Below are 23,341 nucleotides of genomic sequence, written 5' to 3' on the forward strand. Positions count from 1 at the left end.
GTCTCCCCAGCGGCGAGCCGCGTGTCCCAGGGGAGGATGGCCACCGCGACGGGGGTCGTCTCCTGCGGATCCGGTCCCGGGAGGGCCGCCATGGTGGCCCGTGCAGGGTCGGGTTCGTCCGCGGTGAGTAGCACCTGGGCCTTGCAGATCAGATTCTGCCCCTGTCGAAATGTCAGGGAGACCGAGGCGAACGAGCGTCCCTGCTGGAGCTGCTCGACGTGGGCCTCCAACGGCTCGTTCCACGTCCCGGAACGCACGAACAGCGTCTGTAGGGACTGGAGCCGCTTCCCCGGGTGCAGGCGCTCGGCCAGGACGACCTGTTGGCCGACCAGTTGGGCGCCAAGTATCCCCCCGTGCGAGCTGGGTAGGTTCCGCAACGGTACGGGTGAGCCGCCAGGCCGGGCAGCCTCTGGCTGGACGTCCAGCGCATCGAGCACGTCCTCGAGTGCCAGTGGCCACTTGGCCTGCGACCCGCCGTACGGCGCCACCTTGATCGGTTCTACCGCCGTCGGATTCAAAAGATCCCTCCCATCGCTCGGGAGCACACCCCGGTGCACCCGTACGACCAGTTCTACCGAGGTGGGCTCCCGGACGGGACCTGATGTGACGAGGTGACATGACGACGCAGGGCGGGGAGTTCCTCCGCGCAAAAGAGCCGTTCTGGACACGCACGGGGTGAGGCTCGCCCTCGGCGAAGCGGTGGCTTGCCGAGGGCGTGAGGAGTTCCTGCCTGCCGGCCCACTCGTCCCGTAGGCGCACGCTCGGGTCAGTTTCCGCCGGTGTCGGCATAGCGGCGGGCGGCGGCCAGAGCCGCGCGCACCGTGGCGACGTCGACCGGTACCCCCGCTGGAATCCCCGCCTGCTCGGCATCCGGGCTCGACCCGAAGTACAAGGTGGCGTACGCGGCGGTGTCGCGCTGGAAACGCCACCCCTCGGCGAGCGGACCGGCGTCGACGGTGTTGTAGCCGAGCGCGTCCAGGAACGCGGTCACCGTCACCTTCGCCTCCGCGTCGTCTCCGGCGATCGACAGGGCGCTGCGGTCGGGCGCTCCGACCGGCCGTGCCAGCGACAACAGATGCTTGAAGTAGATGTTGTTGAATGTCTTGACAACCTTGGACGTCGGCAGATGGCGTTGGAGGAGTTCGCTGGTGGTGGTCGACTCGTCGTCCAGTTCGGGGATCTGCCCGTCACGCTGCGGGTAGTAGTTGTTGGTGTCGATGACGACCTTGCCGGCCAGCGGTTCGACGGGCACGCTGCGGTAGGCGCCCAGGGGAATCGTCACGACGACCAGGTCACCCGCCTCCGCGGCTTCGCCGGGGGTTGCGGCGCGGGCGTGCGGGCCCAGCTCGTCGACCAGTTCCTTCAACGTCTCGGGTCCACGCGAATTGCTCAGGACCACGTTGTAGCCGGCCGCGACCGCAAGCCTGGCTACCGTGCCGCCGATGTTTCCACTGCCGATCAGCCCAACAGTTGTCATGTCCGACCCCAACCCTCGGCACACCGACGGTATTCCTACCGATGGCTGTCCGCACTCGAGGCATGTCGTTTCGGTCCTCATGAGGGGCCTCCTCGGCGGCGCTGTCGGTTCAGGGCACCGCGAGGTTCCGTCGGGACGGTGCGGGTGGACGGCGCTCAGCGGGTGGACGGCCGCCTCGGCGTCGTCACGCTCGGATTGCTGATGATGGTGATCGAGGGTGGACCCGGCGGGATCTACCGTTGCCAGGAGTTCGGCGAGAGCGGTGTCGGCGAGGGCGTACAGGATGATCCTCCCCTGCCGGTAGGTGGAGACCACGTTGTGGTGGCGGAGGATTCGCAGCGCCGCGCCACGGAACCGGTGGCGCGGAGAACGACAGAAACGACCTATTCCCGCTGCTCGTACAGTTCCTTCAGGCCGATGGTCAGTACTCGGTCACCGTTGGCCGAGGTCCGCAGCTCTGGGTCGAAACCGGCACCGCCGTAGCAGGCGATCACCGTGTTCCGGGTGTCGAACCCCTTGCCCGCGAGAAGCTCGCGGGCTCGACGTAGCCGTTCGACATGCCGGATACCCATGACCTCACCCCACTTCACCTCCCCCAGGGAAAGCACCCGGCGAGGTTCGCCCGGGTCCGCGGGAGCGAGCACGGCGATGTCGACCTCTATCTGGGTCCTACGAGCCGGGTCCGCGACAATCCCGGCGCCGACTTCGGCCGGCAGGCCGCCGAACGTGTCGGATGGTGCGGCGAGCGCGAACTCACGGCAGACCTGTTCGAAGTGCGGACCGACCACCTGGGCGGAGAACCGGGACTTGGCATCCAGCCAGACGGTAGCCGCACGACCGCTCTCCAACAGCCCCCATCTGGGGCGCATGACCACCTGATAAAAGACGATCAACGGTTCGGCGATCCGGTAGACCGAACGGCCCTGACGGAACAGGTCGGGTTCCCTACGGAGTAGTCCGCAGTCCTCGAGCACGTTGAGATGATGACCGATATCCGCGGCCTTGCGCCCGATGTAGCCGGCGATTCCACCCCGGGTGTTATTGCCACCGGCCACCGCCGCGAGGACCGAATGATACAGGGCGGTATCCCGTATATCGGCCTCCTCCTCAAGAAGATAGCGGGCTTCCCGAAAAAGGGGGGTGGCCGGGTTGAGCACCGTCCGCAGCACCCAGTCGTCGAAGTCCGCCAGGCCCTCGGGGGAGTCGTCGTTGACGAACCTGCGATAGGCCGGCGTGCCACCGACAACGGCGTGGTGTCGAACGGCCAGCGCGGGATCATTGATGTTCCAGAAACGAGCGGCCAGCGGGTAGTCGAACGGGCGCACCACCAGCTCAAGACTGGCCCGCCCGCGAAGAGGAGCGCTGCCGGCCAATAGTTTACCCATCACCGAGATGGCTGAGCCGCACAGTAGCAGTGAGATGCTGTTCGCTCGCGCCACCGCCCGATCGATCTCCCGCTGGAGAATCGACGGGAGTGCTGGCGACGCCGCGCTCAGATATGGGAACTCGTCGATGACGATCGGTCTCGGTCTGGTCCCAGCCACTGAGAACAGATAGGTGATCGCCTCGTCCCAGCTGACGAATCGCGGCGGCACAGGCGCTTCGGTGTACTCGGCGAGGGCCTCGGAGAAGAGGTGGAGTGACTCCGCCTCCGTCGCCTGGGTGGCGCCGAAATACATCCCCCCCGTCTCACGGGCCAACGCCTCGACCAGGAACGTCTTCCCCTGGCGGCGCCGCCCGCTGACCACGCCCAGTCGTGGCCGTCCCCCGTCACGTGCGGCAAAGGCCGCCAGATGCCGCCATTCGAAGTCACGATCAAAGATGCGAGCCGGTTTGATCATCTGGACTCCAATAGCGAGAACTGTACTTCGTCGAAGTATACTCCTCGCTATTAGGTGTCGATGGCCTCGGCTGAAGTGGCCATCTCAAGATCCCGGGTGGCGGTAGAACCAGTCCGGTGTGGCCGCTACCCGGCAGTCGGACACCTCGGCGACGGAACACCTCGGCGCCTGCGGAGACGGGTGGCTGACGCTCAGCCGGCGGGAAACGTGATCGGCAGGTGGATCGCGGCGCGCACACCGTAGTTCGTGTACACCACATCCTCCCCAGGAGTGATCTTGTACTCGGGAATGCGCCGGTGGAACTCCTCGAGTGCCACGCGCAGCTCGAGGCGAGCGAGATTGGAGCCGAGACAGCGGTGCGGGCCGGCCGCGAAGCCGACGTGCGCGTTGTGCGGCCGGTCGAAATCCACGGTCAGCGGGTCGGGGAAGGTGTCCGGGTCGACGTTCGCCGCAGCCCAGACCACCTCGACCTTGGAGCCGGCGGGGAAGTGGCGGCCGTGGACCTCGATGTCCTCGGTCACCCATCGGTGCCCGAGCGGCACCGGTGACTCGTAGCGCATCAGTTCCTCGATCGCCTTGCCGAGCAGCTCCGGGCCCGCCAGCACCCGCCGGCGCTCGGCCGGGTGCTCGGCGAACCAGGCGATCATGCACGACAGTGAGCAGGTGACCGTGTCCAGACCTGCGATCACCAGTAGGTAGCAGATATCGATGATCTCTTGGTCGGTGAGTCGACCGCCGTCCATCTCGACTGTCAGAAAGCCGCCGATGAGATCGTCCCGCGGTGGGCCGGCGCGACGCTCGTCAAGGACCCTTGCGAGGTAGTCGTATGTCCGCTCGCCCGCTGCGAGCATGTTCGCCTGCTGCTCATCGACGGTCGCGCCCTGCGGCCGGACGACCGCTTCCTTGAACTCCAGGAAGATCGGCAGGTCGTCGGTGGGCAGGCCGAGCAGGTCGATGAAGATGTGTGCCGGTAGCGGCGCGCACAGGCCCAACATCAGTTCGGCCTTGCCGTTGTCCGCGAACACGTCGATCAGGGCGTTCGTCCGTGCCCGAATGGTCGCTTCCAGCCGTGCGACTCGCTTCGGAGTGAATAACGGGTCCAGTAGCTTGCGGTACTTGCGGTGCGCCTCGCCGTCGAGGTCCAGCGGAATCAGTGGCCGCTGGGCGCCCATGTGGTAGTTCACACCGTCGGTGGCGTGTACCGCTGGATGGCGGAGGAATTCCGTCATCTCCTCGCGGCGGGCGACAACGAGCGTGCCGTCGGGGCGGTTCGGGGCGTTCTGCCCAGCCAGCTCGATGAACGCCCGCTGTGGATGGTGCTCATCCCACGAACCCAGCAGGTGTGCCGCGCAGAAATGCGGCGGAGTGACAGTCTCGGCGGTCATGTTCGCTCCTAAGCTTTTTGCACTCGAGGGTTCCGGCAGGAGGGAGGTCAGTCCGCTACGGCGATGGCCTGCTCGGGACAGTTCTCCACGGCCGACCGGGCTGATCCGGCAAGCTCGCCGGGCACCGGGTCGGCCAGCACATAGGCGTGGCTGTCGATCTCGTCCAGGTCGAACAGGGCCGGTGCGTTCAGAACGCAGAGAGCGTGCCCCTGGCATCGATCCCGGTCCACCGTCACGCGCATCGCCCGAAACCCCCTCGTCGTCCGGCAACCGATCGTTGACATCACACACTGCAACGAATCCGTCAGCCATGCACCGGTGCAATCTGCATCGGGATCAAATTGGATCACTGTCCACACGCAATGCTTTACTCGCCGCGCACGACGACTGTCGTGAGTATCACACTGCCCAGACGGAAGGTTCGCGTCAAGGTATCACTGCTATCTAATTTTGGATCTTCCGGTTCGGCCGCGACCGGTCGCCGGGGAACAGCGGCTGGTCCAGCATGGCCATGCCGTAGCGACACCCACCGACGTTCTGAAGCCCCACGGGGCCTTCTCCGCCTCGCCATGCATCCGGCCGGACGTGGCTCGTGACGGCCAAGGTTGCCCGACCCGGCATTAGTGGATCTTAGTCCTGATTGTTTCACAGGATGATGTCTAGTGGTTACTGATGGTCAGAAGCTCGGTAACCCTCGTCACCAGCGTCACCAGCGTCACCAGCGTCACCAGGTGAAGATCAGAAGTCACCGAGCGGGACGAAGCTGCTCGGAGGGCTGGTTTGTCGCGCTGTGTGCAGGCAAGGCGCGAGGAGCCCGCGTCAGGTGGATGGCCATACGGCCATTGGCCGGTTGGGGACGCCGGCGTCCGACAGCTGAAGCTGTACATCGACGGCCCGGCGAGCTCGGCCGCATAGCATTGTCAGGTACAGCTCACTTTACCTTCCTGAAGACTTGTCTGAAAGGCTGCGAGACGTGCCGGGGTATCGTCGAACCGCCAGTCCGCCTTCGCGCCCGAACCGGGCATCTTCTCGAACCAGATGAATCCGGCGACCGAAGGATTCCGGACCAGCCACCGTCCGAAAGCGGCCACCCACTGGGTTTTGTAGACGTCAGGAGCGGCGCCGGTCTCGGATAGCAGAATCCGCTTCTGGGTGAAATTGTGGATCTGCCGCAGTGCAGCTCCGAGGGTGTCGTCCGGGGTCTTCTCGCGGACGCCGTAGCCGGTCAGGCCAACGATGTCCACCCACTCGTCACCGGGATAGAAACTACGCAAGGGCAGATTGTCGGTGCCGCGAGGGATGTTCGGTGACCACACCCACAGCACGTTGGTCGCCCCTTCCTGCTGAAACAGGGAGACGACATGTTTCCACATTTCCACGTACTGGGCCGGGGTGTTCTTACCTACCATGGCCCACGGGTACCAGTGGCCGTTCATCTCGTGGGCGAGGCGGACCAGGACGGGACGCCGGTAGCCGGCGATCTGCCGGGCAATGGCGCGGTACTTGTCATCGAGCGCTCCGCCGAGGGTAGTTTCGAGATCTACCTCCGGCTGTACCTCCCCGCGTCCGGGCAGCCATGGCTCCAGGGTCAGCACCGGTGTTACCGGCAGGCGTTCCAAGGTGTTGTTGGCCATGCTGTCGACGACGGACACGAACACTTCGACCAGAACCGGGCGGCACATTGTCGCCTGCTTGATCCGGTCGAGGGCGGCATCGTCGGACTGCGGCACGGCGACGCCGAACAGGGGATGCTCACCGAACAGGCCGTCGACCGTTGCCCTTACCGGAGGGCTGGCCGTGGTTGCCGGTGGAGACTGGACGGGGGCTGGCCGTGCGGACCCGCCCGAACCTCCGGCGAGCGTCGAACATCCGGCAAGCACTGCCAGGACGATCAGAGCCGGTAGAGAATACCGACGGGCCATCCCGATCACACTCCCGCAAGGATGCTGGTCCACGGCGCGGAATCATCCCGTGAACGAATGATCGTCATTGTTGGTTCGAAGTCCCTGTAACCGTTCAGCGGACGAATGATCTCCATCGTCGGTTCAAAATCTTGAACCCTGCCGGTAACGGTGAAGTGGTAGAGCATTGCGGTCCTCGGGCTGACGCGCACCGGTCGGCAGTGCGGGTATGGAATGTCCACGGTTGTGTCGTGGACGCCACGGCGAACCCCATGCCCGGGCAGCAGCAGCGGAAGCATGAAATACAAACTGGGCAGGGCGAACAACAGAGTTGTCCAATACTGCTCCCAGCCGAACTGGGCAAGGTCGAACAATGCCCCGGCCCAGGTTGCGGCGAAGCAGAACCCACCCCAACAGCGGACCAACCGAGCCACCTTCCGGTAGACCGGTGTCTTCTTCGCGGCCCCGGTCGGTACCCAGTCGGCGGTACGGCCCCGCAGAATGTCGGCGATGGCCAGCGCGTGACAGAAGCCGATCAGAATCTGGACGCGGATCACATCGGGCCGCCATCGGCCGTGGGTTATCGCCGGCATGAGGATCGCCCATACGCCGACCACGCCGACCAACGGCAGGTAGTTCGCCGGGTTGACATCCCGAGGAAACGCCCAAAGCATGGTCAGACCGGGCAGCGGGCCGGAAAAGGTGATGAGGGCCGTAGTGATGTAGTAGAGAAAACCGGTCCAATAGCACAGCCGCTGGCCGACCTTCAACGAAGCTTGGTGGAACTGTCGATCGACCAACAGCGACATCGATCCTGTGCACCAGCGGTACTGCTGGTTGGTGAAGCCGTCGAAGGCATCGGGGCACACTCCCTTGGCTACGTTCACCGGCACGTACCGGACCAGGTAGCCGACCTTCATGAGGTTCACGCCGGTGTGTACATCCTCCGAGTGGCCGATCTGCGCGAACCCGCCGGATCGACGCAGCCCCGCCCGACGATAGATCGCGTTCGTGCCGACGCAGATTGCCGCGTTCCGGCCGTCCCTGGCAGGTTGGATCCACCGGTAGAACAGCTCCTGGGTCGCCCCGGCGGCGCGCTGCAGCCAGTTGAACCCGCTGTTGACGTCGAAGAACTGCGGACTCTGGACGATCCCGACGTCGGGATCGTCCATGTAGGGCATCAGTTCGTGGAGGAAATCCGACCGCGGAGCGAAGTCGGCGTCGAGGACGACGATGAAATCGCCTGTTGATTGACGGTAGCCGTAGCCCAGGTTTCCCGCTTTCTTCAAGTGCCCCCGGTTCGGCCTGCTCAGGTAGGTGAAGCCATGGGCGAGTGCGAGCCCGGCAACATGCGGCCTGGCCGAATCGTCCAGTACGTATACGTGCAGCTGTCCGGGCCAGCGAAGCTGCGCCACATGCCGGTAGGTGTTTTTCAGCATGGGGATGGTCTCGCCCGCCGAGGGCAGGAAGACGTCCACACTCGGGTAGTGAGTGGGTCGCCACCGTGCCACCTTCCGTTGGTGGGCGGCAAGGCTGATGCGGCGCTTGCGGGTGCTGGAGGTCATGCTGACAACCACGCACACGGTCTGGATGGCGATCAGTAGATAGAAGGTGCGGGTCCACCAGGTGTGACGTGCCATCCTGGCGAGCCCGAACATCACACTGGCGAAGGAGAGAAAGAGAAGACCGAAAATCCATCGATGTTGCCGACCGAAGTAGCTGTACTTCTGTTGGTCGTCGGGTGGTTCGGGAAAATATTCACGGACAGGAGCTCGTCCGGCCAGCATTCTACCACCTCCCAGGTGATGCGGTGGCACCTGAGCCGACGGGGCAGGCTGCGGTGTCGCGTCCTTGCTGCACGGTGCATTTGCGTAATGTCAAAGAACCTACATGTACACGAAGAGTGACATAATGAGCGGTACTTGTACCTCTCGGCGATCCTTCGACCGCTGGTGCCCGCTGGTGCCCGCTGGTGCCCGCTGGTGCCCGCTGGTGCCCGCTGGTGCCCGCTGGTGCCCGCTCGTGCCCGCTCGGCCTGTTTCGCTGTTGATGATCCCGAATGCAGGCCTGTGAGCTCCCTGAACGGTCCTGGGAGCTGGCGCGGCCGGGTTGCTGTGGATGCCCGGTAAGCGTGATGTCGATTGGCTGCAGGATTTGCGACGGTTACTCTGCGTGCAGGGTAGCGAGGGGGATCGGTGCCGGGCAAGGCCCTGGCGTCGAGGTGGGCGCATCCCGGTTTGACACCCGAACCGGAAACCGTTTTCATCACGGTAATCGTTACCTTTACGTTGGAGTCTGCCTTGCGTGTGACACGGGTCCGTCTCGCCTCGGGTGCCGCCGGCCTTGCGGTCGGTGTTGCGCTACTCGCTGGCTGTGGTTCCGACGGTGGTGGGCCCGCGACGGCCACCGCATCCGGGAAACTGAAGGTGGTCGCGACGACCACCCAGGTCGCGGACTTCGCCCGCGTCGTCGGCGGTGACCGGGTCGAGGTCGCCCAGATCCTCAAGCCCAACGTCGACCCGCACGACTACGAACCCTCACCGGCGGACGTGAAGGCGATCCGTGAGGCGAACGTGCTCGTGGAGAACGGCGTCGGTCTGGAGAAGTGGCTCGACGGGGCGATCTCGTCGGCGGGTTTCGCGGGTACCCGGGTCGACACCAGCCAGGGCGTGAAGATCCGTCCTGGCAACGGTGACGAGGAGGAGAAGCAAGGCGACCCGCACATCTGGCACAACCCGCAGAACGCGAAGATCATGACGGGCAACATCGAGAAGGCGCTCGCGGCCAAGGACCCGGCGGATGCCGCCGTCTTCCAGGCCAACCTCGCCGCCTATGACACGAAGCTCGACGCCCTCGACGCCGGCATCGCCCGTCAGATCAACTCGCTGCCTCCCGCCGACCGCAAGCTGGTGACCAACCACGACGCGTTCGGCTACTACGTGGACCGGTACCAGCTGACCTTCGTCGGGTCGATCATCCCCAGTTTCGACACGTCGGCGGAGCTGTCCGGCAAGGACATCGACGACCTTGTCACGAAGATCAAGGAGACCGGGGTCAAGGCGGTCTTCTCCGAGTCCTCGCTGCCACCGAAGACGGCCGAGGCGATCGGCCGGCAGGCCGGTGTCAAGGTGGAGGCGGGCGAGGACTCCCTTTACGGTGACACGCTCGGCCCGCAGGGTTCGGACGGCGCCACCTACCTGCAGATGGAGGAGCACAACACGAAGACGATCGTCGGCGCGCTGGCATGAGGGAACCGACGGTAAACCCGGGTGCGGATGCCGATGCCGCAGGGGATGTCGGCGGGGACGCCGTCCGGGAACACACCCCCGCGGTGGTCTTCGACCGGGCGAGCATCGCCTACGGACGGGTGCCCGTCCTTGAGGACGTGGACGGAGTGGTGCGCGCCGGGCACACGGTCGCGCTGGTCGGGCCGAACGGTGGCGGCAAGTCAACCATGATCAAAGCGATGCTTGGGCTTGTCCCGGTCGTCCGCGGGTCGATCCAGGTGCTCGGCCGGACGCCGGTCCGGGCCCGTCGCGACGTTGCCTATGTCCCGCAGGCGGACACCCTCGATCCCGAGTTCCCGGTCTCCGTCGGTCAGGTCGTGCTGATGGGCCGGTACCGCCGGGTCGGCTGGGTGCGTCGACCCGGCGGTGCGGACCGGCGGATCGCCGCCGAGGCGTTGGCCGCGGTCGGGCTCGCGCACCGGGTCAGCGACCGGTTCGGCACCCTGTCCGGGGGGCAGCGCCAGCGCGTCCTGCTCGCGCGGGCGATGACCCAGCAGCCGAAGCTGCTGCTGTTGGACGAGCCGTTCAACGGCGTGGACGCGGTGTCCCAGGAGGCGTTGCTGTCCGCGCTCGCCGGGCTGCGCGCGGGCGGCGCGACCGTCGTCGTCAGCACCCATGACCTGTCCCTGGCACATCTGGCCTGCGACGACGTCTGTCTGCTCAACCGGCACCAGTTCGGGTTCGGGCCGACCGGGGCCACCCTCACCTCGGAGCGGCTGCGGGCGGCCTACGGTGGGGCCGCGCTCGAGCTGCGGGGCGACAGCGTCATCGTCGCGCACTCATGACCTGTCCATCCCACCCGTGAGGCACCCACCCGTGAGGCACCCACCCGTGAGGCATCCACCCGTGAGGCATCCACCGTGCTGAACCGGTTGTTCGTCGAGCCGTTCGCGCTTCCGTTCATGCAGCGGGCACTGGTCGAGATGCTGCTGCTCGGTATGTTGGCCGGGGTCGTCGGTGTGTTCGTAGTCCTGCGCCGGCTGGCGTTCCTGTCCGATGCGCTGACCCACACGATCTTCCCCGGGGTGGTCATCGGATACCTGGTCGCACAGGAGCCCGGGGTCGTGCCCGGTGCGCTGGTGTTCGCGGTGCTGTCCGCGGTGCTGTTCACGATGTTCGCGGCGAACCGGCGGGTGAGCCAGGACGCCGCGCTCGCGATCCTGCTGACGTCGTTCTTCGCGCTGGGCGTCGTGCTCGTGTCACGGCAGCGTTCCTACACCGCTGATCTGACCGCGTTCCTGTTCGGTCATGTGCTCACAGTCGACTCCGCCGAGATCACACAGACGGGCGCGGTCGCGGGCGCGGTCGCGGTCGCGCTGTTCGCGTTGCGTAAGGAGCTGCTGCTACGAGCCTTCGACCCGCAGGCTGCTCAGGCGATGGGTTACCGAGTCGAGTTGCTGGACCTCATCCTCAACCTGGTCATCGCGCTCGTGGTCGTGGCGGCTGTCAAGGCTGTCGGGACGCTTCTGGTCATCGCGCTCCTCGTGGTACCGGCGGCCGCGGCCCGGCTGTTGTCCGACCGGTTGGCGGTCATGACCGGGGTCGCTGTCACCCTCGGCATGGCCGGTGGCTGGCTGGGGCTCGCGGCCAGCTACGAAGCATCGGTCCATCATGGGGTCCGGTTGGCTTCGGGTGCCACCGTCGTGCTCGCGCTTGTCGTGCTCTACGTGCTGGCGTTGGGGGTGGGGCCGTTCGCCCGGCTGCTGTGGAGCCGGGCGCGGGGACGACTGCCACCGGGTACCACCGAGGCTGCTGAGACTGCGGAAGCGGCCGGTGCGCCGGCCGCCGTGGATGCCGGTGAGCGCCTGGTGGCCCGGCTCGCGCCGGATGTCCTGAAGCTTGAGGAGCATGGTCGGTGATCTTCGTTGACCTGCTGTCGGACTCCTACGCCCGGCGTGCCCTGGGCGAAGCCGTCCTCGTCGGCGCGTTGTGTGGTGCGGTCGGCGTCCACGTGGTGCTGCGCCGACTGAGTTTCTTCACGATGGCGATGACTCACGCGACCTTCCCCGGCGTGGTGCTGGCCGCGATCCTGGGCCTGAACCTCTATCTCGGTTCAGGGGTGTTCGGTGTTGTGGTGGTCCTCGCGGTGGCCGCGTTGTCCACGCGCGGTGACAATTCTAGTGTCACCGGCGTGGTTCTGTCGGGAGGTTTCGCGCTGGGGGTGCTGCTGCTCTCGGCGCAGGCTGGATTCACCAAGGACCTCACCGCCTACCTGGTCGGGTCCATCCTGACCGTGCAGGTCAGCGACCTCGCGACCACCGCGATCACCACCCTGGTGGTGCTGGGGGTTTTAGGACTGCTGGGCAAGGAGTTCACCTTCGGTGCCTTCGACCGGGACGCGACCATCGCGGTCGGTTACCCGGCCGGTCGGCTCGATCTCGTCCTGCTCCTGCTGATCGAGCTGACGATCGTCACGTCCGTGCCGGCGGTGGGAACGATCCTGTCGGTCGCGTTGATCGTGGCGCCGGCGGCCACAGCCCGGCTGTGGTGCGACAGTGTCGGTGCCATGACCGCCGTCGCAATGGGCGTCGGAGTGGCCAGCGGTGTCATCGGGCTCGCGGTCAGCGAGCAGTGGAGGGTCGCGGCCGGTGGGGCGATCGTGCTCACCGCCGCCGGCATCTTCGCGCTGTCGATGGTTGTCGTGCCCGGGATGGGCCTGCTCGCCCGCCGGGCCGCCGGAGCGTCCAACTGAGGGCGACAGCTGGCCGGAGCGCAACACAGGCAAAATAAAACGTGAGTGGAATTGCTCCGCTTTCAGGTGTTCCGCGGACGGCATGCCAGCTTCGCTGGGCCGCCGTGACCAGGGACGGGCGGTTCACCGCTGCCGGCCTGGCCGGTGACCATCGTGCACGATAATCGTTGTCGATATCGGATGCAATATCGGTGAAATAGAAACCGTTGTCAACACCGGTTTCGAAACAATGGTTGCGAGTCGCGGTAAAGCGCGAGTAGCGCTAATGTTTTCGTGTGGCAGTAATGTTCACGCCACCTGCTCGCAGGAATCGGCGAGCAGGTGGCGGGCGCGGGCTGTCACTCACACTCGCAGGAGGGGATTTCATGACCACCGCGACCCATCCACAGCACCACACCATCGCCGAGCACGGGCATACCGATGGCTGCGGGCATGTCTCGTTCACCCATGGCGACCACGTCGACTACGCCCATGAAGGTCATCTGCACCGCACTCATGGTGACCACTTCGACGAATGTGAGTCAGGGGGTCATGCCGAGCACTCATCTCATGATCATGTGCACGGTGAAGGGTGCGGCCATGTCGCCGTGCCGCACCGCGACCATGTCGACTACGTGCACGACGGGCATCGGCACGCCGGTCACGACGGCCACTGGGACGAGCACTGATCTCGCGAGGCGGCTGATCCTGAAAGGCGACTGACCCCACGGCACCGGTCCGGCATCGACATCCGCGATGACCGGGCCGGTGCATGTGAGCATTCCCCACCGAGATCCCGCGCGGCCAGGCGGTTTTCAGCTGATCAGACTCATGAGTTCGCGCCCGTCCACCCACGTGCCGGTGGCATCCGTGAAGCTGTTGTCGGACCACTGCAGTATACGTACCGCCGTGTTGCAGACCGCCGGGAAGGCATTTATCTGGGTGCCGTCACAGGTGAACGGATGGGCCATGACGTTCGGGTGGTCGTGAGTTGCCCGCAGTGCTGTCCGCAGGACGTTCGGCGTCGTATCCGGTGCTTCCGCGAGCAGGGACCGGACGGCGAGGACAGTCGAGAACGACGCCTGCGACAACGGTGACCGCTGCGATTCCGGGACCTGCGCACGAAATGCTTCGGTTTCCTGATCGCCGCCTGACCGGCCGACGGGAAGATAGGCCGAGGCGAAGAAAAGATTCCCCGGGTTTCGCCCGCCGGCCCGCGTGACGGCGGGCGACGCGCAGGAGCCGACGAAATACATCGGTGCCTTGACCTGGAGTGTGGCGGCTACCTGGACGATCCGTGCGCAGGACTGGGCGGGAAAGACGACGACGATTGCGTCCGGATTTCCGGAAGCGGCCTGGCTGACGGCTGGGGCGAAATCGGCTGTGTCAACTTTCTCCGCCACGAGTAGAATATCCGTCACGTCTTTTTTCCGCAGGATCGTCTGCGATCCCTGAATTGCCGCGGTGAGAAGTCCCGGCAGGTCCGCATACAGCGCGTGGACTTTCTTCACATGTTTGGTCGCGGTGAGGTACTCGGTGATTCCGAGCAGGTCGGTGAGAGTGCCGCCGGTCAGCGAGAAGGACGTCGGCGAGCTGAGTTCCCCACTCAGCTGGGGCGATCCGCTGACGTAGGGAATCCCTGCGTGCTCGTAGAGCGGCATGGCGGCCTCGGTGCTGAGGTCCACTCCGCCGACCACGGCCACCGGCTTCTCGGCTATAAGTCGGTTGGCGCAGTCCTGAGAGGACTCGGGGGAGCCGTTTGTCGCACATGTGACGAGTTCGACAGGTCGGCCGTGAACGCCACCGAGGGTCGAGTTCGCGTACGTGACAGCGCCCTCGGCGGCTATCCGGGTCTCGGGAAACGACCCGAGCGGTGTGTTCTCCATCGACACAAAACCGAGCTTGACCGGCGGCCCGCTGAGCGGGCTGGCCGACCCACCACCCGGCCTACCTGCGCTGTTGGCTGCTCCACCTCGTTGGCTCGTGCACCCGACGAGGGCGACGGACAGGGCTACGGCTGCTGCGACGAGAGCACGACGGGACAGCGTCATATTGACTGAAGTTACACTGCCTTGGCCCAGGACAGACTGTCCTGGCCGATTGGAGAGCCCTGTGTCCACGTATGTAGCGGCACTGGTCCTCGGGCTGGGCGCAGGTGCGGTGTATGCGGCCCTGGGACTTGGGCTGGTGTTGATACACCGTGCGTCCGGAGTAGTCAATGTTGCGCACGCGGCGTTCGCAATGTATGTGGCCTACGAGTACGCGGAGCTCCGAGACATCGGAGACCTCGTCCTCCCCGTCATCGGGCTTCCCCCTCGTATTCATCTGACCGATACTCCTACTTTCGCGTTGGCTTTGACGGTGTCACTCGCCATGGCCGCGCTTCTCGGCCTGCTTGTCTACTTTCTCATATTCCGTCCGCTCCGCGACGCCCCGCCGGTCCTTACGCTCGTCGCGTCGGTCGGTCTCATGATTGCCATACAGGCGTTGGCGGTACTGCAGTTCGGCTCCGACAACAGGTCCATTGATTCCGTCCTGCCGAGGTCGTCCTTCCTCCTGCTCGGGATCGTTGTGCCCGTTGACCGCCCGCTGCTCGCCGTGCTCGTGGCCGCGGTCGGCGCACTCATGTGGGCGGTATCCCGGTGGACCGTGCTGGGGCTCGCCACCCGCGCGGTCGCCGAATCGGACGAGGCCGCGGCGCAGTTCGGCTACCGACCTGAATTCATCGCGGCGGCGAGCTGGGTCGCGGCATCCGTACTCGGCGCCCTCGCCGGGATACTGGTGGCGCCTATCAGTGACCTCAGCCCGTCCACAAACACGTTGTTCATCGTGCCGGCGCTTGCGGCGGCACTTCTTGGCGGGTTGTCCTCGTTCGGCGCGACGATCGTCGGTGCGCTGCTGCTCGGAATGGTCCAAGCGGTCCTGCGTCCCCTGCAGCACGACGTCTCGTGGCTGAACCAACCCGGCCTGCGGACGTTGTTTCCGCTCCTTTTCCTCATCGTCATAGCGCTCACCCGCGGTCAGTTGATACCGGGACGGGCCGGGTCCGTGGCGCCGACGGCCAGGAGGTTGCCCCGGGCGGAGCCGGCCGGACGCCCACTGCGCGACCTGACCGTGCTCGTCCCGGTCGGGGTGTTTGCACTGCTGCTCCTGACCGGTCCCTACCGGTTGGGGCTGGAACGCAGCCTGGCCGCCGCGGTCGTATGCCTGTCCTTCGTCGTGCTGACCGGATTCGCCGGGCAGCTCTCGCTCGCGCAGATGTCACTGGCCGGGGTGGCCGGATTCCTGCTGGCGAGGCTGGCAGGTGGCCTCGCAGTGCCGTTCCCGATCGCCCCGCTGCTCGCGACCGCGGCGGCGACCACGGCCGGCCTTCTGCTCGGAGCGTTGTCCCGGCGGATACGCGGCGTCGACCTGGCGATCGTCACACTCACCGCGGGCGTCGCCTTCCAGGAGATAGTCTTTGCCAATCCGCTGATCACCGGTGGTCTTGCCGGGTCGGCCGTGCCGCCCCCGGCGCTGTTCGGCATCGACCTCGGCATGGCTGGAGACGGGTTTCCAAGGGTGCAGTATGGGCTGCTCGCCCTGGCCGTGTTCGCGGCATGCGGCTTCGGGGTCGCCCGGTTGCGGGCGTCCACAGCGGGCCTGCGGATGCTCGCGGTCCGGTCGAACGAGCGGGCGGCGTCGTCCGTCGGCGTCGATGCCGCTCGGACGAAGCTGCTCGCGTCCGCGGTGTCCGCCGGGATCGCGGGTCTCGGTGGTTGTCTGATCGGCTACGGCCAGGGGAGGCTGTCGCTTGACTCCTTCGGGGTCTTCGCATCCCTGTTCTTCCTCGCGATTGCCTCGGTCGGTGGGGTGATGAGCGTACGCGGCGCCATGGTGGGTGGCCTGCTGGCACCGGGTGGCGTGGTGTTCACCGCGCTGGACCGGCTCGGGGATCTCGCCAGGTACCAGTACCTGCTGTGCGGCGTCGCCCTGGTCGTGCTCGTCGTGTGGCGGCCGGAGGGGCTTGCCTACAGCGTCCGCCCACCCGTTGTCCGTCTGCCCGTTGTCCGTCTGCCGGTGGTCCGCCGATGAGCATCCGCCTGAAGGTCGACGCGTTGTGCGCCAGCTATGGCAAGGTCCAGATCCTGCATGACGTGTCGTTCACCCTGACCGCAGGGAAGGTGACGGGCCTGATCGGGCCCAACGGCGCGGGGAAGACCACCCTGATCGACGCGGTCACGGGTTTCACGCGGATCACTGCCGGCCAGGTTCTTCTGGACGGGACGGCGCTGAACGGGATGGGTCCGGACGAGCGGTTCCGACGCGGTCTCACCCGCACTTTCCAGTCGCTGGAACTGTTCGAGGATCTGTCCGTCGCCGAGAACCTCGCGGTCGCAGGATCGGAGCCCGCGTGGATGCTGGAGCTCGGAGCGCTCGTCGACCGGCTTCCGGAAACGCTTTCCCACGACGAGCGCCTCGCGGTCGGGCTTGGCCGGGCGCTGGCCGCGGGGGGGCAGGTGCTGCTCGTGGACGAACCCGCGGCGGGCCTGGACTCGGCCGCGAGGTCCGTCCTGATCGGTCGGCTACGGCGGTTCGCCGAACGTGGCTATGCGATCCTGCTGGTCGACCACGACATCAAGCTCATCTTCGAGGCGTGCGATGACGTTGTCGTGCTCAACCGCGGCAGAGTGGTCGCCTACGGTCCACCGGCCGAGGTCAGGGACCGCCCGGAGGTCCGCGAGGTCTACCTGGGCGGCGCGCCGGTCATGCCTGCGCGGCCGCCGGCGTTGGCACGCCGGGACAACGTACTGGCCGTCCAGAATGTCACCGTTGGTTACCGACGGCTGCCTGTCGTGCACGATGTCTCGCTCGACGTCCACGCCGGTGAGGTCGTCGCGTTGCTCGGGCCGAACGGAGCCGGCAAGACGACCCTGATCCGCACAGTGGCCGGGCTACTCACGCCGTTCAGCGGTGCGGTGACCGCGCTGTGTGAAAACTCCCGCCGGGCCAACCCGGCCCGGCTTGCGCGCCGGGGGCTGGCGGTCGTGCCGGAAGGAGGAACACCGCTGCGGGGCCTGACCGCGCGTGAGATCCTGCGTCTCGCTGTGGGCCGGCGGTCCGGCGACCGGATCGAGGCAACGCTTGCCTCCTTCCCCGCGCTGCGTCCGTTGCTCGACCGGACCGGCGGAGAGCTGTCCGGAGGCGAACGTCAGCAGTTGGCGCTCGCCAGCGCGGTCGCCCGGCGGCCGCGGCTGCTCCTCGTCGACGAGTTCTCCTCCGGTCTCGCGACCGACCTCGCGTCGAGCCTGCTGGCGGTCCTGCGACAGCTGGCGGACGAGCACGGCACCGGCGTCCTGCTGATCGAACAGCACGTCTCGCTCGCCCTTGCCGCCGCGGACCGCGCCTACATCCTCGACCGCGGTCGGATCGTCTTCACCGGCACCGCGGCCGCTCTTGCCGCCGACCCCGCACTACTCGACGCGAGCTACTTCGGCATCGGTTCGTAGAACCAGTGACGTCGGCCCTGTCAGGTCGTGCGGGGCAACGCGGATCTGCGGCAGGGTCAGTCCACGGCGCTGGGCGCCCAGTAGCGGTCACGCAGAATGCGCTTGTACAGTTTCCCGGTGTCGAGCCGGGGTAGTTCGGGTTCGAAGTCGACCGAACGTGGGCATTTGTAGGCGGCAAGGTGTTCGCGGCAGAAGGCGATCAGTTCCTCCTGTAGCGCCGGCCCGGCATCCGCCCAGTCCAGCGGTTGGACGACCGCCTTGACCTCCTCACCGAAGTCGGCGTTGGGAACGCCGATCACCGCCACGTCGAGCACTCCGGGATGGGTGATGAGCAGGTTCTCCGCTTCCTGCGGGTAGATGTTCACCCCACCGGAAATAATCATGAAAGACCGGCGGTCGGTGAGGTAGAGATAGCCGTCGTCGTCGAGATAACCAACGTCGCCCACGGTCGTCCAACCCTGGTCGTTGCGGGCGCCGGCGGTTTTCGCGAGGTCATTGAGATACTCGAACGGGATGCCGTCCGCGAACCAGATCGTCCCCGGCTCGCCGGCCGACAGCTCCCGCCCATCGTCGTCGAGGATGTGCGGCTTGCCGATCATCGTCCGCCCCACGGAACCGGGATGGGCCAGCCACTCCGGCGAGGTGATGAACGTGGCCCCGGAGCCCTCGGAGGAGGAGTAGAACTCGGAGATGATCGGCCCCCACCATTCGATCATCTGATGCTTTATCTGCACCGGACAGGGTGCGGCGGCGTGTATCACGCAACGAAGGCTTGACAGGTCGTGGCGGGCGCGCTGCTCGGGTGGAAGCTTGAGCATCCGAACGAACATCGTCGGAACCAGCTGGCTGTGCGTCACGTGGTAGCGCTCGACCAGCGCGAGGTATCCGGCGGGGTCGAAGCGTTCCATGACAACGGCGGTGCCGCCGAGACGGTGCACGCCCATCGTCCACACGATCGGCGCGGAGTGGTAAAGGGGAGCGGGGGAGAGGTAGACGTCGTTTTCCCCGAAGCCGATTGCCCGCAGGAACGGCACAACAGGGTCGGTATCGAGCGAGATCGGGCTGCCGGACAGCTTGCGTTTGATGCCCTTGGGTCGGCCGGTGGTTCCGGACGAATACTGGAGGAGGTCCCCCTCGGATTCGTCGGCGATCGGCGTGGTCGGCCGGTTCACGACCGCGCCGGTATAGGGCAGCCATCCGTCCAGCTGGTCGAAGAAAGCAGGATCGCCATCTTCGGCGATCATCAGTCGCCGTTCGACGCCAGGGATCAACTGGAGGGTCAGCTGTGCGGCCATCTCCGCCAGCGCGGTGCTGGAGACCAGTACCCGTGCCCCGCAGTCGTTGATGATGTAGGCCGCCTCGTCGACAGTCAGATGGGAATTGATCGTCGTGAAATACAGGCCGGACCGGCGTGCTCCCCAGACGACTTCGTGGTAAAAGGCGTTGTTTTCCATGAGGACGGCGACGACATCACCCTGGCGTAGGCCCTGGCTACGTAAGTAGTGGGCAAAGCGGTTCGATCGCTCCTCGAGCTGACGATAGGTCACGACCTCGCCGCTGCTTCCCATGATGACAGCCGGCCGGTCCCCGGCGGTGTGCGCGAAGGAGCCGGGGTACATGTCAGTCCCTTGTCGGAGCGTGCGAAATCAGCGTTGCCGGGTCGTCCGGCGGACACTGTCGTAGATGATCAATGGCCTGGTGTCCCATGTCCTCACCTCTCATCGATCGGAGCTACACCGAGGAAGATCGTAGTCCGACTGCGGAAGGGACGACAGAACAAAACGGTGTCGGGGCGAGAAATGGCACTCTCATCCGTTCGAACCGGTAACAGTCCCGTCCGGTGAGAGCCCCCAACCGCCGTGGGTCTGATGCGGAGGTCCGATGTCCGAACCCGTGGTCCTGGCGTGGCGGGTGCCGAACCCTTCTCCGCCGGGGGCGACTGGAACGGCCCGCCGGGGGCGGGCCGTTCCAGTCGTATCAGGACGAGTTCCCGCACAGCGGCTGGGGTGCCGGTGGCAGCGGGTTGAAGTGACTACCGTCCTGACTGACCTGAACAAAGTAGAAGCAAGGGTTCTGCCGTAACGCACTCGAGAGATCAATGGGCGCGAGGAGGTCGTCGGCGGTGTACCGGTTGACCTTGTTGAGGCCGGTAATAAAGCCCTGCCGGGTCGGGCAGGAACCGGAGGCTTCCAGACCGCGGATGAACATGTCGGCCGCTGTCCATCCGTTGAGCGCCATCTGCTGGTTGGGCGGCTGGACCTGGGGCGCGTAGTCAACCATCGCCTGTAGAAAGACCCGATGGGCGGGAAGGTTGAGCTCGAAGGGCGTGGAGTTGACAGCGATGACACTTCCGGCGAGCTTTGAGCCGAACCGGTTCAGCTGGTTGGGGTCGTAACCGAGCAGCCCGATCCGTACCCGCAGGGATACGCCGGCCTGGCCTGCGGCATCCAGGATCGAGGCATACAGGTCAGGCGTCGCGCTGACAATGAGTGTGTCCGTCTTGGACTGTTTGATCTCGCGGGCAACGACCGCGAGATTCTCGTTGGTCGGGGAGATATCACGTGTGTAGGTAATGTCGATGCCGGATGCCACCAGGCTCTCGACAACCGCACTCTTCTGCTGCTTCGACACCGGGTCGAACTGGACGCCGATCACGGCTGCTCTGGTACCGCCATGGTCACGGACAAACTTGGGCCAGCTGGTCTCCGGGAAATAGGTGGTCACCGTGAAGACGTTGTCGTAACTCGACTGGCCCGTGCTCAGGGCCGCGACCGTCGGGATACCCTCGTCCTGCAGCCAGCTGCTGGCGTCGTCGCTGGCCGTGAGCTGAACGATTCCAAATACCTGTTTATCGGTGATCAGGTTGCGGGCCGTGACGAGACTCTGTTTCGGAAGATTCTGGTCGTCACCCCAGGCGTAGGTCAGCCGACGACCATTAACTCCGCCGCGCGCATTCTCTACTCCGAGGCGGGCATCCACGCCGGCGCGAAAGGGGAGAAGCGTCGTCTTCGTGGACCCGGAATCCGAGTAGATGAGTCCGAAATCGATCGTATCGGAACTCACGCCCGGTCCGGTGCAGTTGGCCTTGCTCCCGGCGGTCGAGTTCTTGGCCGATCCCCCACAGCCACCTAATAAACCTAACGTCGTGACTCCTACCAGCAGAATAGTCCGGTAACCCGAAAAAATGGAAGATGGCATATGTCAACCCTTTTCTTTTCTTGTTATCGGTAAGGTCTTCCTGTAGGAGACCGGAGCCGGGTGCCGGGCCGGGTACTCGTCGCCGGTCCCTCTCGGTGATGCCCGTGAACCAGAACAGAGAACCCCGGCCGAGGTCGGTCGGTTTCGCGTCCGTTCCAAGGCTTCCCGGTGGTGCGGTCCGCGGACCGGGCAGCTACTGTCCGAGTCGACGAAGTTACGCAGTGGTGGTCCGAGTCGACGACGTTACGCAGTGGTGGGTCGATGGGGTCGCCGCCTTTCAGTCCCGCGGACCCGCCTTGCCCGCGCCGCTGGACCCGGAATCTATATCTCGAATAGAAAAACTATCTATAGAAAGTTGTAGACGGGGTGCTGTGACACTCTCCGCCATTGATCCATTACAAATTTCCCTGCGCTGCTGGTGGCGGGCGTACCCGAAGCGGGTGCTACGGTTGGTAACCCGGCCGGGTCGATATCGAATACCGGCATACCCCGCCCTCCTGACACTTCTGTCAGGTGGTTACTGTGGCCGCTCTCGAGGCTAGTCTTAAGAAAGACCGCCGAAGGCTACTCGTGACCTTGGATGGCAAGGCGGGAGGTCGCGGAGTACGTCCATGCCTGCCCGGTGTCGCCGCTGTGGCCCATGGGGGCCTGGTGAGACTCCGCAGCCCTACCGGGCTCACACCTGAAGGACAACATGAAGACATTTTTTCCGCTTAACTCCAACAACTGTCGTGGCCTGCTCTCTGGTTGGACCGGATGGGTCACCGGACTACGACTCGGCCGAACCCTGAAAGCCGAGGGGACGTCGCGTGGGGACGTTTTATGGTGCCCCTGCTTACCGTTGCGCGGCTCCGCCCGGCAGAAGGAAACATCCGCATTGTCCGTGCGGGGGGAGGCGGTGACCAGGGGAAGAATGAGGCTGGCGGTCGCTGCATCCACAGTGGCCTTCGCCGTCGTGGCCGGATGCAGCGGGGGGTCGGCCGCAGGAGCGAAGGGCAGGCCGGCGGGAGCGTCCGACGACGTCCTCGGCGGGACTCGCGCGGCGCAGGACGAAGTGTCGAAGGCGTTGCAGAACCCGACCGGCATCCTGATTGACGCGCCACTGTCGAGGAGGCCATCCTCGGACAAACTGATCGCAATTCTGGACACCCCGACCGGCACCGGGCACCTGAAGAACCTGGGCGTCGTCGACGCGGCGCGGGCGCTCGGATGGCGGGCGCAGCTGCTCACCGTGGGCAGGGGGGCCGAGGACACCGCAACAGTGATGGACCAGGCGCTGGATCTGCATCCTGATGCGGTCGTTTTCGGCGCTACGCCGGTCGCCCTGCTGGGCCAACAGCTCGCGCGGGCGCAGACGTTGAAGATCCCCGTGCTGGCGGACAGCATAACCGACCCGGTCCAGAACGGCATCATCTCGACATCCCTCGACAATCCCACCCAGGTCGCCGAGTACGGCCGGCTTGTCGGCTCGTATGTCGCAGCCAAGAGCGACGGCAAGGCACACGCCGCCATCTTCACGATCAGCGCCTACCCGGTTCTCACCGTCTTCGCCAACAGCTTCAAGCAGGCGCTGACGGCCGCCTGCCCGACCTGCAAGGTTCTCGTCGTCAATCAGCAAATCAGTGATCTCGGCAAGAACACGCCCCAGAGCGTCGTCGACACCCTGCAACGCGACCCGAACATCAACTGGGCGATCTTCTCGCTCGGTGACCTCACCATCGGTGTGCCCGAGGCACTGCGGGCTGCCGGGTTGCAGGGCAAGGTCAAGATTGGTGGCGAAACCCCGACCCAGGCCAACCTCCAGGCGCTGCGAGCTGGTACGGAGGAGGTCTGGACGGGATTCACCGCGGCGATCCTCGGCTGGCGTGATGTCGACATGCTTGCCCGGTACTTCAACGGGGAGAGCCTGGACGCGGCGAACAGGACGTTGCTGCCGACTCAACTCATCACCAGGGAAAACGTAAGCATTGCCCCCCTCGACTCGACCGGTTACTACGTCGGGTTCCCGGGCTACGCCGACGCCTTCAAGAAGCTCTGGCAGCTCGGGTAGGTCTCCTCGGTGGCGTTGCGCGGAGTCCGCGAGGTGGCGTAC

General features: G+C 65.6%; 18 protein-coding genes. 8 read left to right on the top strand and 10 right to left on the bottom strand.

All coding sequences use genetic code 11. The features are described 5' to 3' along the window. The 7 genes from NBW77_RS11205 to NBW77_RS11235 form a co-directional block, all read right to left on the bottom strand. Window positions 1-518, bottom strand: a 518-nt coding sequence (locus NBW77_RS11205) for an acyl-CoA thioesterase domain-containing protein (protein ID WP_250279665.1), incomplete at its 3' end; no start/stop codon positions are given. 248 nt (window positions 519-766) lie between these two features. Then, entirely contained in the window at window positions 767-1,477 is a 711-nt protein-coding gene (locus NBW77_RS11210) for an NADPH-dependent F420 reductase (RefSeq protein ID WP_131745136.1), read from the bottom strand. Window positions 1,478-1,860: 383 nt separating this feature from the next. Next, entirely contained in the window at window positions 1,861-3,318 is a 1,458-nt protein-coding gene (locus NBW77_RS11215) for an AAA family ATPase (RefSeq protein ID WP_131744954.1), read from the bottom strand. A gap of 191 nt (window positions 3,319-3,509) precedes the next feature. Then, complete coding sequence (locus tag NBW77_RS11220) at window positions 3,510-4,703, bottom strand: cytochrome P450 (RefSeq protein ID WP_131744955.1); 1,194 nt, start codon at window positions 4,701-4,703, stop codon at window positions 3,510-3,512. Between the two features lie 47 nt (window positions 4,704-4,750). After that, entirely contained in the window at window positions 4,751-4,945 is a 195-nt protein-coding gene (locus tag NBW77_RS11225; protein ID WP_131744956.1) for a ferredoxin, read from the bottom strand. Between the two features lie 678 nt (window positions 4,946-5,623). After that, a complete protein-coding gene (locus tag NBW77_RS11230; protein WP_165485779.1) occupies window positions 5,624-6,625 on the bottom strand; it encodes a glycoside hydrolase family 26 protein in 1,002 nt (333 codons plus the stop codon). Window positions 6,626-6,630: 5 nt separating this feature from the next. Beyond that, on the bottom strand, window positions 6,631-8,391 hold the full coding sequence (locus NBW77_RS11235; RefSeq protein WP_131744958.1) for a glycosyltransferase family 2 protein: 1,761 nt from the start codon (window positions 8,389-8,391) through the stop codon (window positions 6,631-6,633). Between the two features lie 513 nt (window positions 8,392-8,904). Here NBW77_RS11235 and NBW77_RS11240 point away from each other — a divergent pair. From NBW77_RS11240 to NBW77_RS11260, 5 genes are all read left to right on the top strand, one after another. Then, the gene (locus tag NBW77_RS11240; protein WP_207386787.1) at window positions 8,905-9,852 is read left to right on the top strand and encodes a metal ABC transporter substrate-binding protein; all 948 of its coding nucleotides are present in this window, start codon (window positions 8,905-8,907) and stop codon (window positions 9,850-9,852) included. After that, entirely contained in the window at window positions 9,849-10,676 is an 828-nt protein-coding gene (locus NBW77_RS11245; protein ID WP_131744959.1) for a metal ABC transporter ATP-binding protein, read from the top strand. The genes NBW77_RS11240 and NBW77_RS11245 overlap by 4 nt, the downstream gene beginning before the upstream one ends. A gap of 75 nt (window positions 10,677-10,751) precedes the next feature. Then, entirely contained in the window at window positions 10,752-11,750 is a 999-nt protein-coding gene (locus NBW77_RS11250; RefSeq protein WP_349816996.1) for a metal ABC transporter permease, read from the top strand. Beyond that, window positions 11,747-12,583, top strand: coding sequence for a metal ABC transporter permease (locus NBW77_RS11255; RefSeq protein ID WP_250279666.1), 837 nt, complete (start codon window positions 11,747-11,749; stop codon window positions 12,581-12,583). The genes NBW77_RS11250 and NBW77_RS11255 overlap by 4 nt, the downstream gene beginning before the upstream one ends. Before the next feature lie 365 nt (window positions 12,584-12,948). Continuing rightward, the gene (locus NBW77_RS11260; RefSeq protein ID WP_131744960.1) at window positions 12,949-13,251 is read left to right on the top strand and encodes a hypothetical protein; all 303 of its coding nucleotides are present in this window, start codon (window positions 12,949-12,951) and stop codon (window positions 13,249-13,251) included. Window positions 13,252-13,377: 126 nt separating this feature from the next. Here NBW77_RS11260 and NBW77_RS11265 read toward each other — a convergent pair whose 3' ends face one another. Further along, window positions 13,378-14,613 (bottom strand): ABC transporter substrate-binding protein, encoded by a 1,236-nt coding sequence (locus tag NBW77_RS11265; RefSeq protein WP_131744961.1) that lies wholly within the window; start codon window positions 14,611-14,613, stop codon window positions 13,378-13,380. Window positions 14,614-14,674: 61 nt separating this feature from the next. Between NBW77_RS11265 and NBW77_RS11270 the strand changes: the two genes are divergently transcribed. Further along, entirely contained in the window at window positions 14,675-16,636 is a 1,962-nt protein-coding gene (locus tag NBW77_RS11270) for an ABC transporter permease (RefSeq protein WP_250279668.1), read from the top strand. Then, complete coding sequence (locus NBW77_RS11275; RefSeq protein WP_250279669.1) at window positions 16,633-18,051, top strand: ABC transporter ATP-binding protein; 1,419 nt, start codon at window positions 16,633-16,635, stop codon at window positions 18,049-18,051. The genes NBW77_RS11270 and NBW77_RS11275 overlap by 4 nt, the downstream gene beginning before the upstream one ends. A 56-nt stretch (window positions 18,052-18,107) precedes the next feature. On the opposite strand, the gene NBW77_RS11280 is transcribed toward NBW77_RS11275, so the two are convergent. Together NBW77_RS11280 and NBW77_RS11285 are read right to left on the bottom strand one after the other, a co-directional pair. Continuing rightward, window positions 18,108-19,670 (bottom strand): AMP-binding protein, encoded by a 1,563-nt coding sequence (locus NBW77_RS11280; RefSeq protein WP_250279670.1) that lies wholly within the window; start codon window positions 19,668-19,670, stop codon window positions 18,108-18,110. Between the two features lie 358 nt (window positions 19,671-20,028). Next, window positions 20,029-21,114: an ABC transporter substrate-binding protein gene (locus NBW77_RS11285; RefSeq protein ID WP_165485780.1), complete on the bottom strand. Its 1,086-nt coding sequence runs from the start codon at window positions 21,112-21,114 to the stop codon at window positions 20,029-20,031. 1,033 nt (window positions 21,115-22,147) lie between these two features. Here NBW77_RS11285 and NBW77_RS11290 point away from each other — a divergent pair. Further along, window positions 22,148-23,299 (top strand): sugar ABC transporter substrate-binding protein, encoded by a 1,152-nt coding sequence (locus tag NBW77_RS11290; protein WP_165485781.1) that lies wholly within the window; start codon window positions 22,148-22,150, stop codon window positions 23,297-23,299. Window positions 23,300-23,341: the final 42 nt, after the last annotated feature.

Origin of the sequence: Frankia sp. Cppng1_Ct_nod, assembly GCF_920656135.1 — a bacterium.
Classification (GTDB): domain Bacteria; phylum Actinomycetota; class Actinomycetes; order Frankiales; family Frankiaceae; genus Protofrankia; species Protofrankia meridionalis.

Excerpts from the sequence above, each read along its gene's own strand:
- NBW77_RS11230 (WP_165485779.1), bottom strand. The coding sequence starts at position 6,625 with ATGGCCCGTCGGTATTCTCTACCGGCTCTGATCGTCCTGGCAGTGCTT.
- NBW77_RS11260 (WP_131744960.1), top strand. The coding sequence starts at position 12,949 with ATGACCACCGCGACCCATCCACAGCACCACACCATCGCCGAGCACGGG.
- NBW77_RS11245 (WP_131744959.1), top strand. The coding sequence starts at position 9,849 with ATGAGGGAACCGACGGTAAACCCGGGTGCGGATGCCGATGCCGCAGGG.
- NBW77_RS11275 (WP_250279669.1), top strand. The coding sequence starts at position 16,633 with ATGAGCATCCGCCTGAAGGTCGACGCGTTGTGCGCCAGCTATGGCAAG.
- NBW77_RS11265 (WP_131744961.1), bottom strand. The coding sequence starts at position 14,613 with ATGACGCTGTCCCGTCGTGCTCTCGTCGCAGCAGCCGTAGCCCTGTCC.
- NBW77_RS11210 (WP_131745136.1), bottom strand. The coding sequence starts at position 1,477 with ATGACAACTGTTGGGCTGATCGGCAGTGGAAACATCGGCGGCACGGTA.
- NBW77_RS11225 (WP_131744956.1), bottom strand. The coding sequence starts at position 4,945 with ATGCGCGTGACGGTGGACCGGGATCGATGCCAGGGGCACGCTCTCTGC.
- NBW77_RS11220 (WP_131744955.1), bottom strand. The coding sequence starts at position 4,703 with ATGACCGCCGAGACTGTCACTCCGCCGCATTTCTGCGCGGCACACCTG.
- NBW77_RS11280 (WP_250279670.1), bottom strand. The coding sequence starts at position 19,670 with ATGTACCCCGGCTCCTTCGCGCACACCGCCGGGGACCGGCCGGCTGTC.
- NBW77_RS11215 (WP_131744954.1), bottom strand. The coding sequence starts at position 3,318 with ATGATCAAACCGGCTCGCATCTTTGATCGTGACTTCGAATGGCGGCAT.
- NBW77_RS11235 (WP_131744958.1), bottom strand. The coding sequence starts at position 8,391 with ATGCTGGCCGGACGAGCTCCTGTCCGTGAATATTTTCCCGAACCACCC.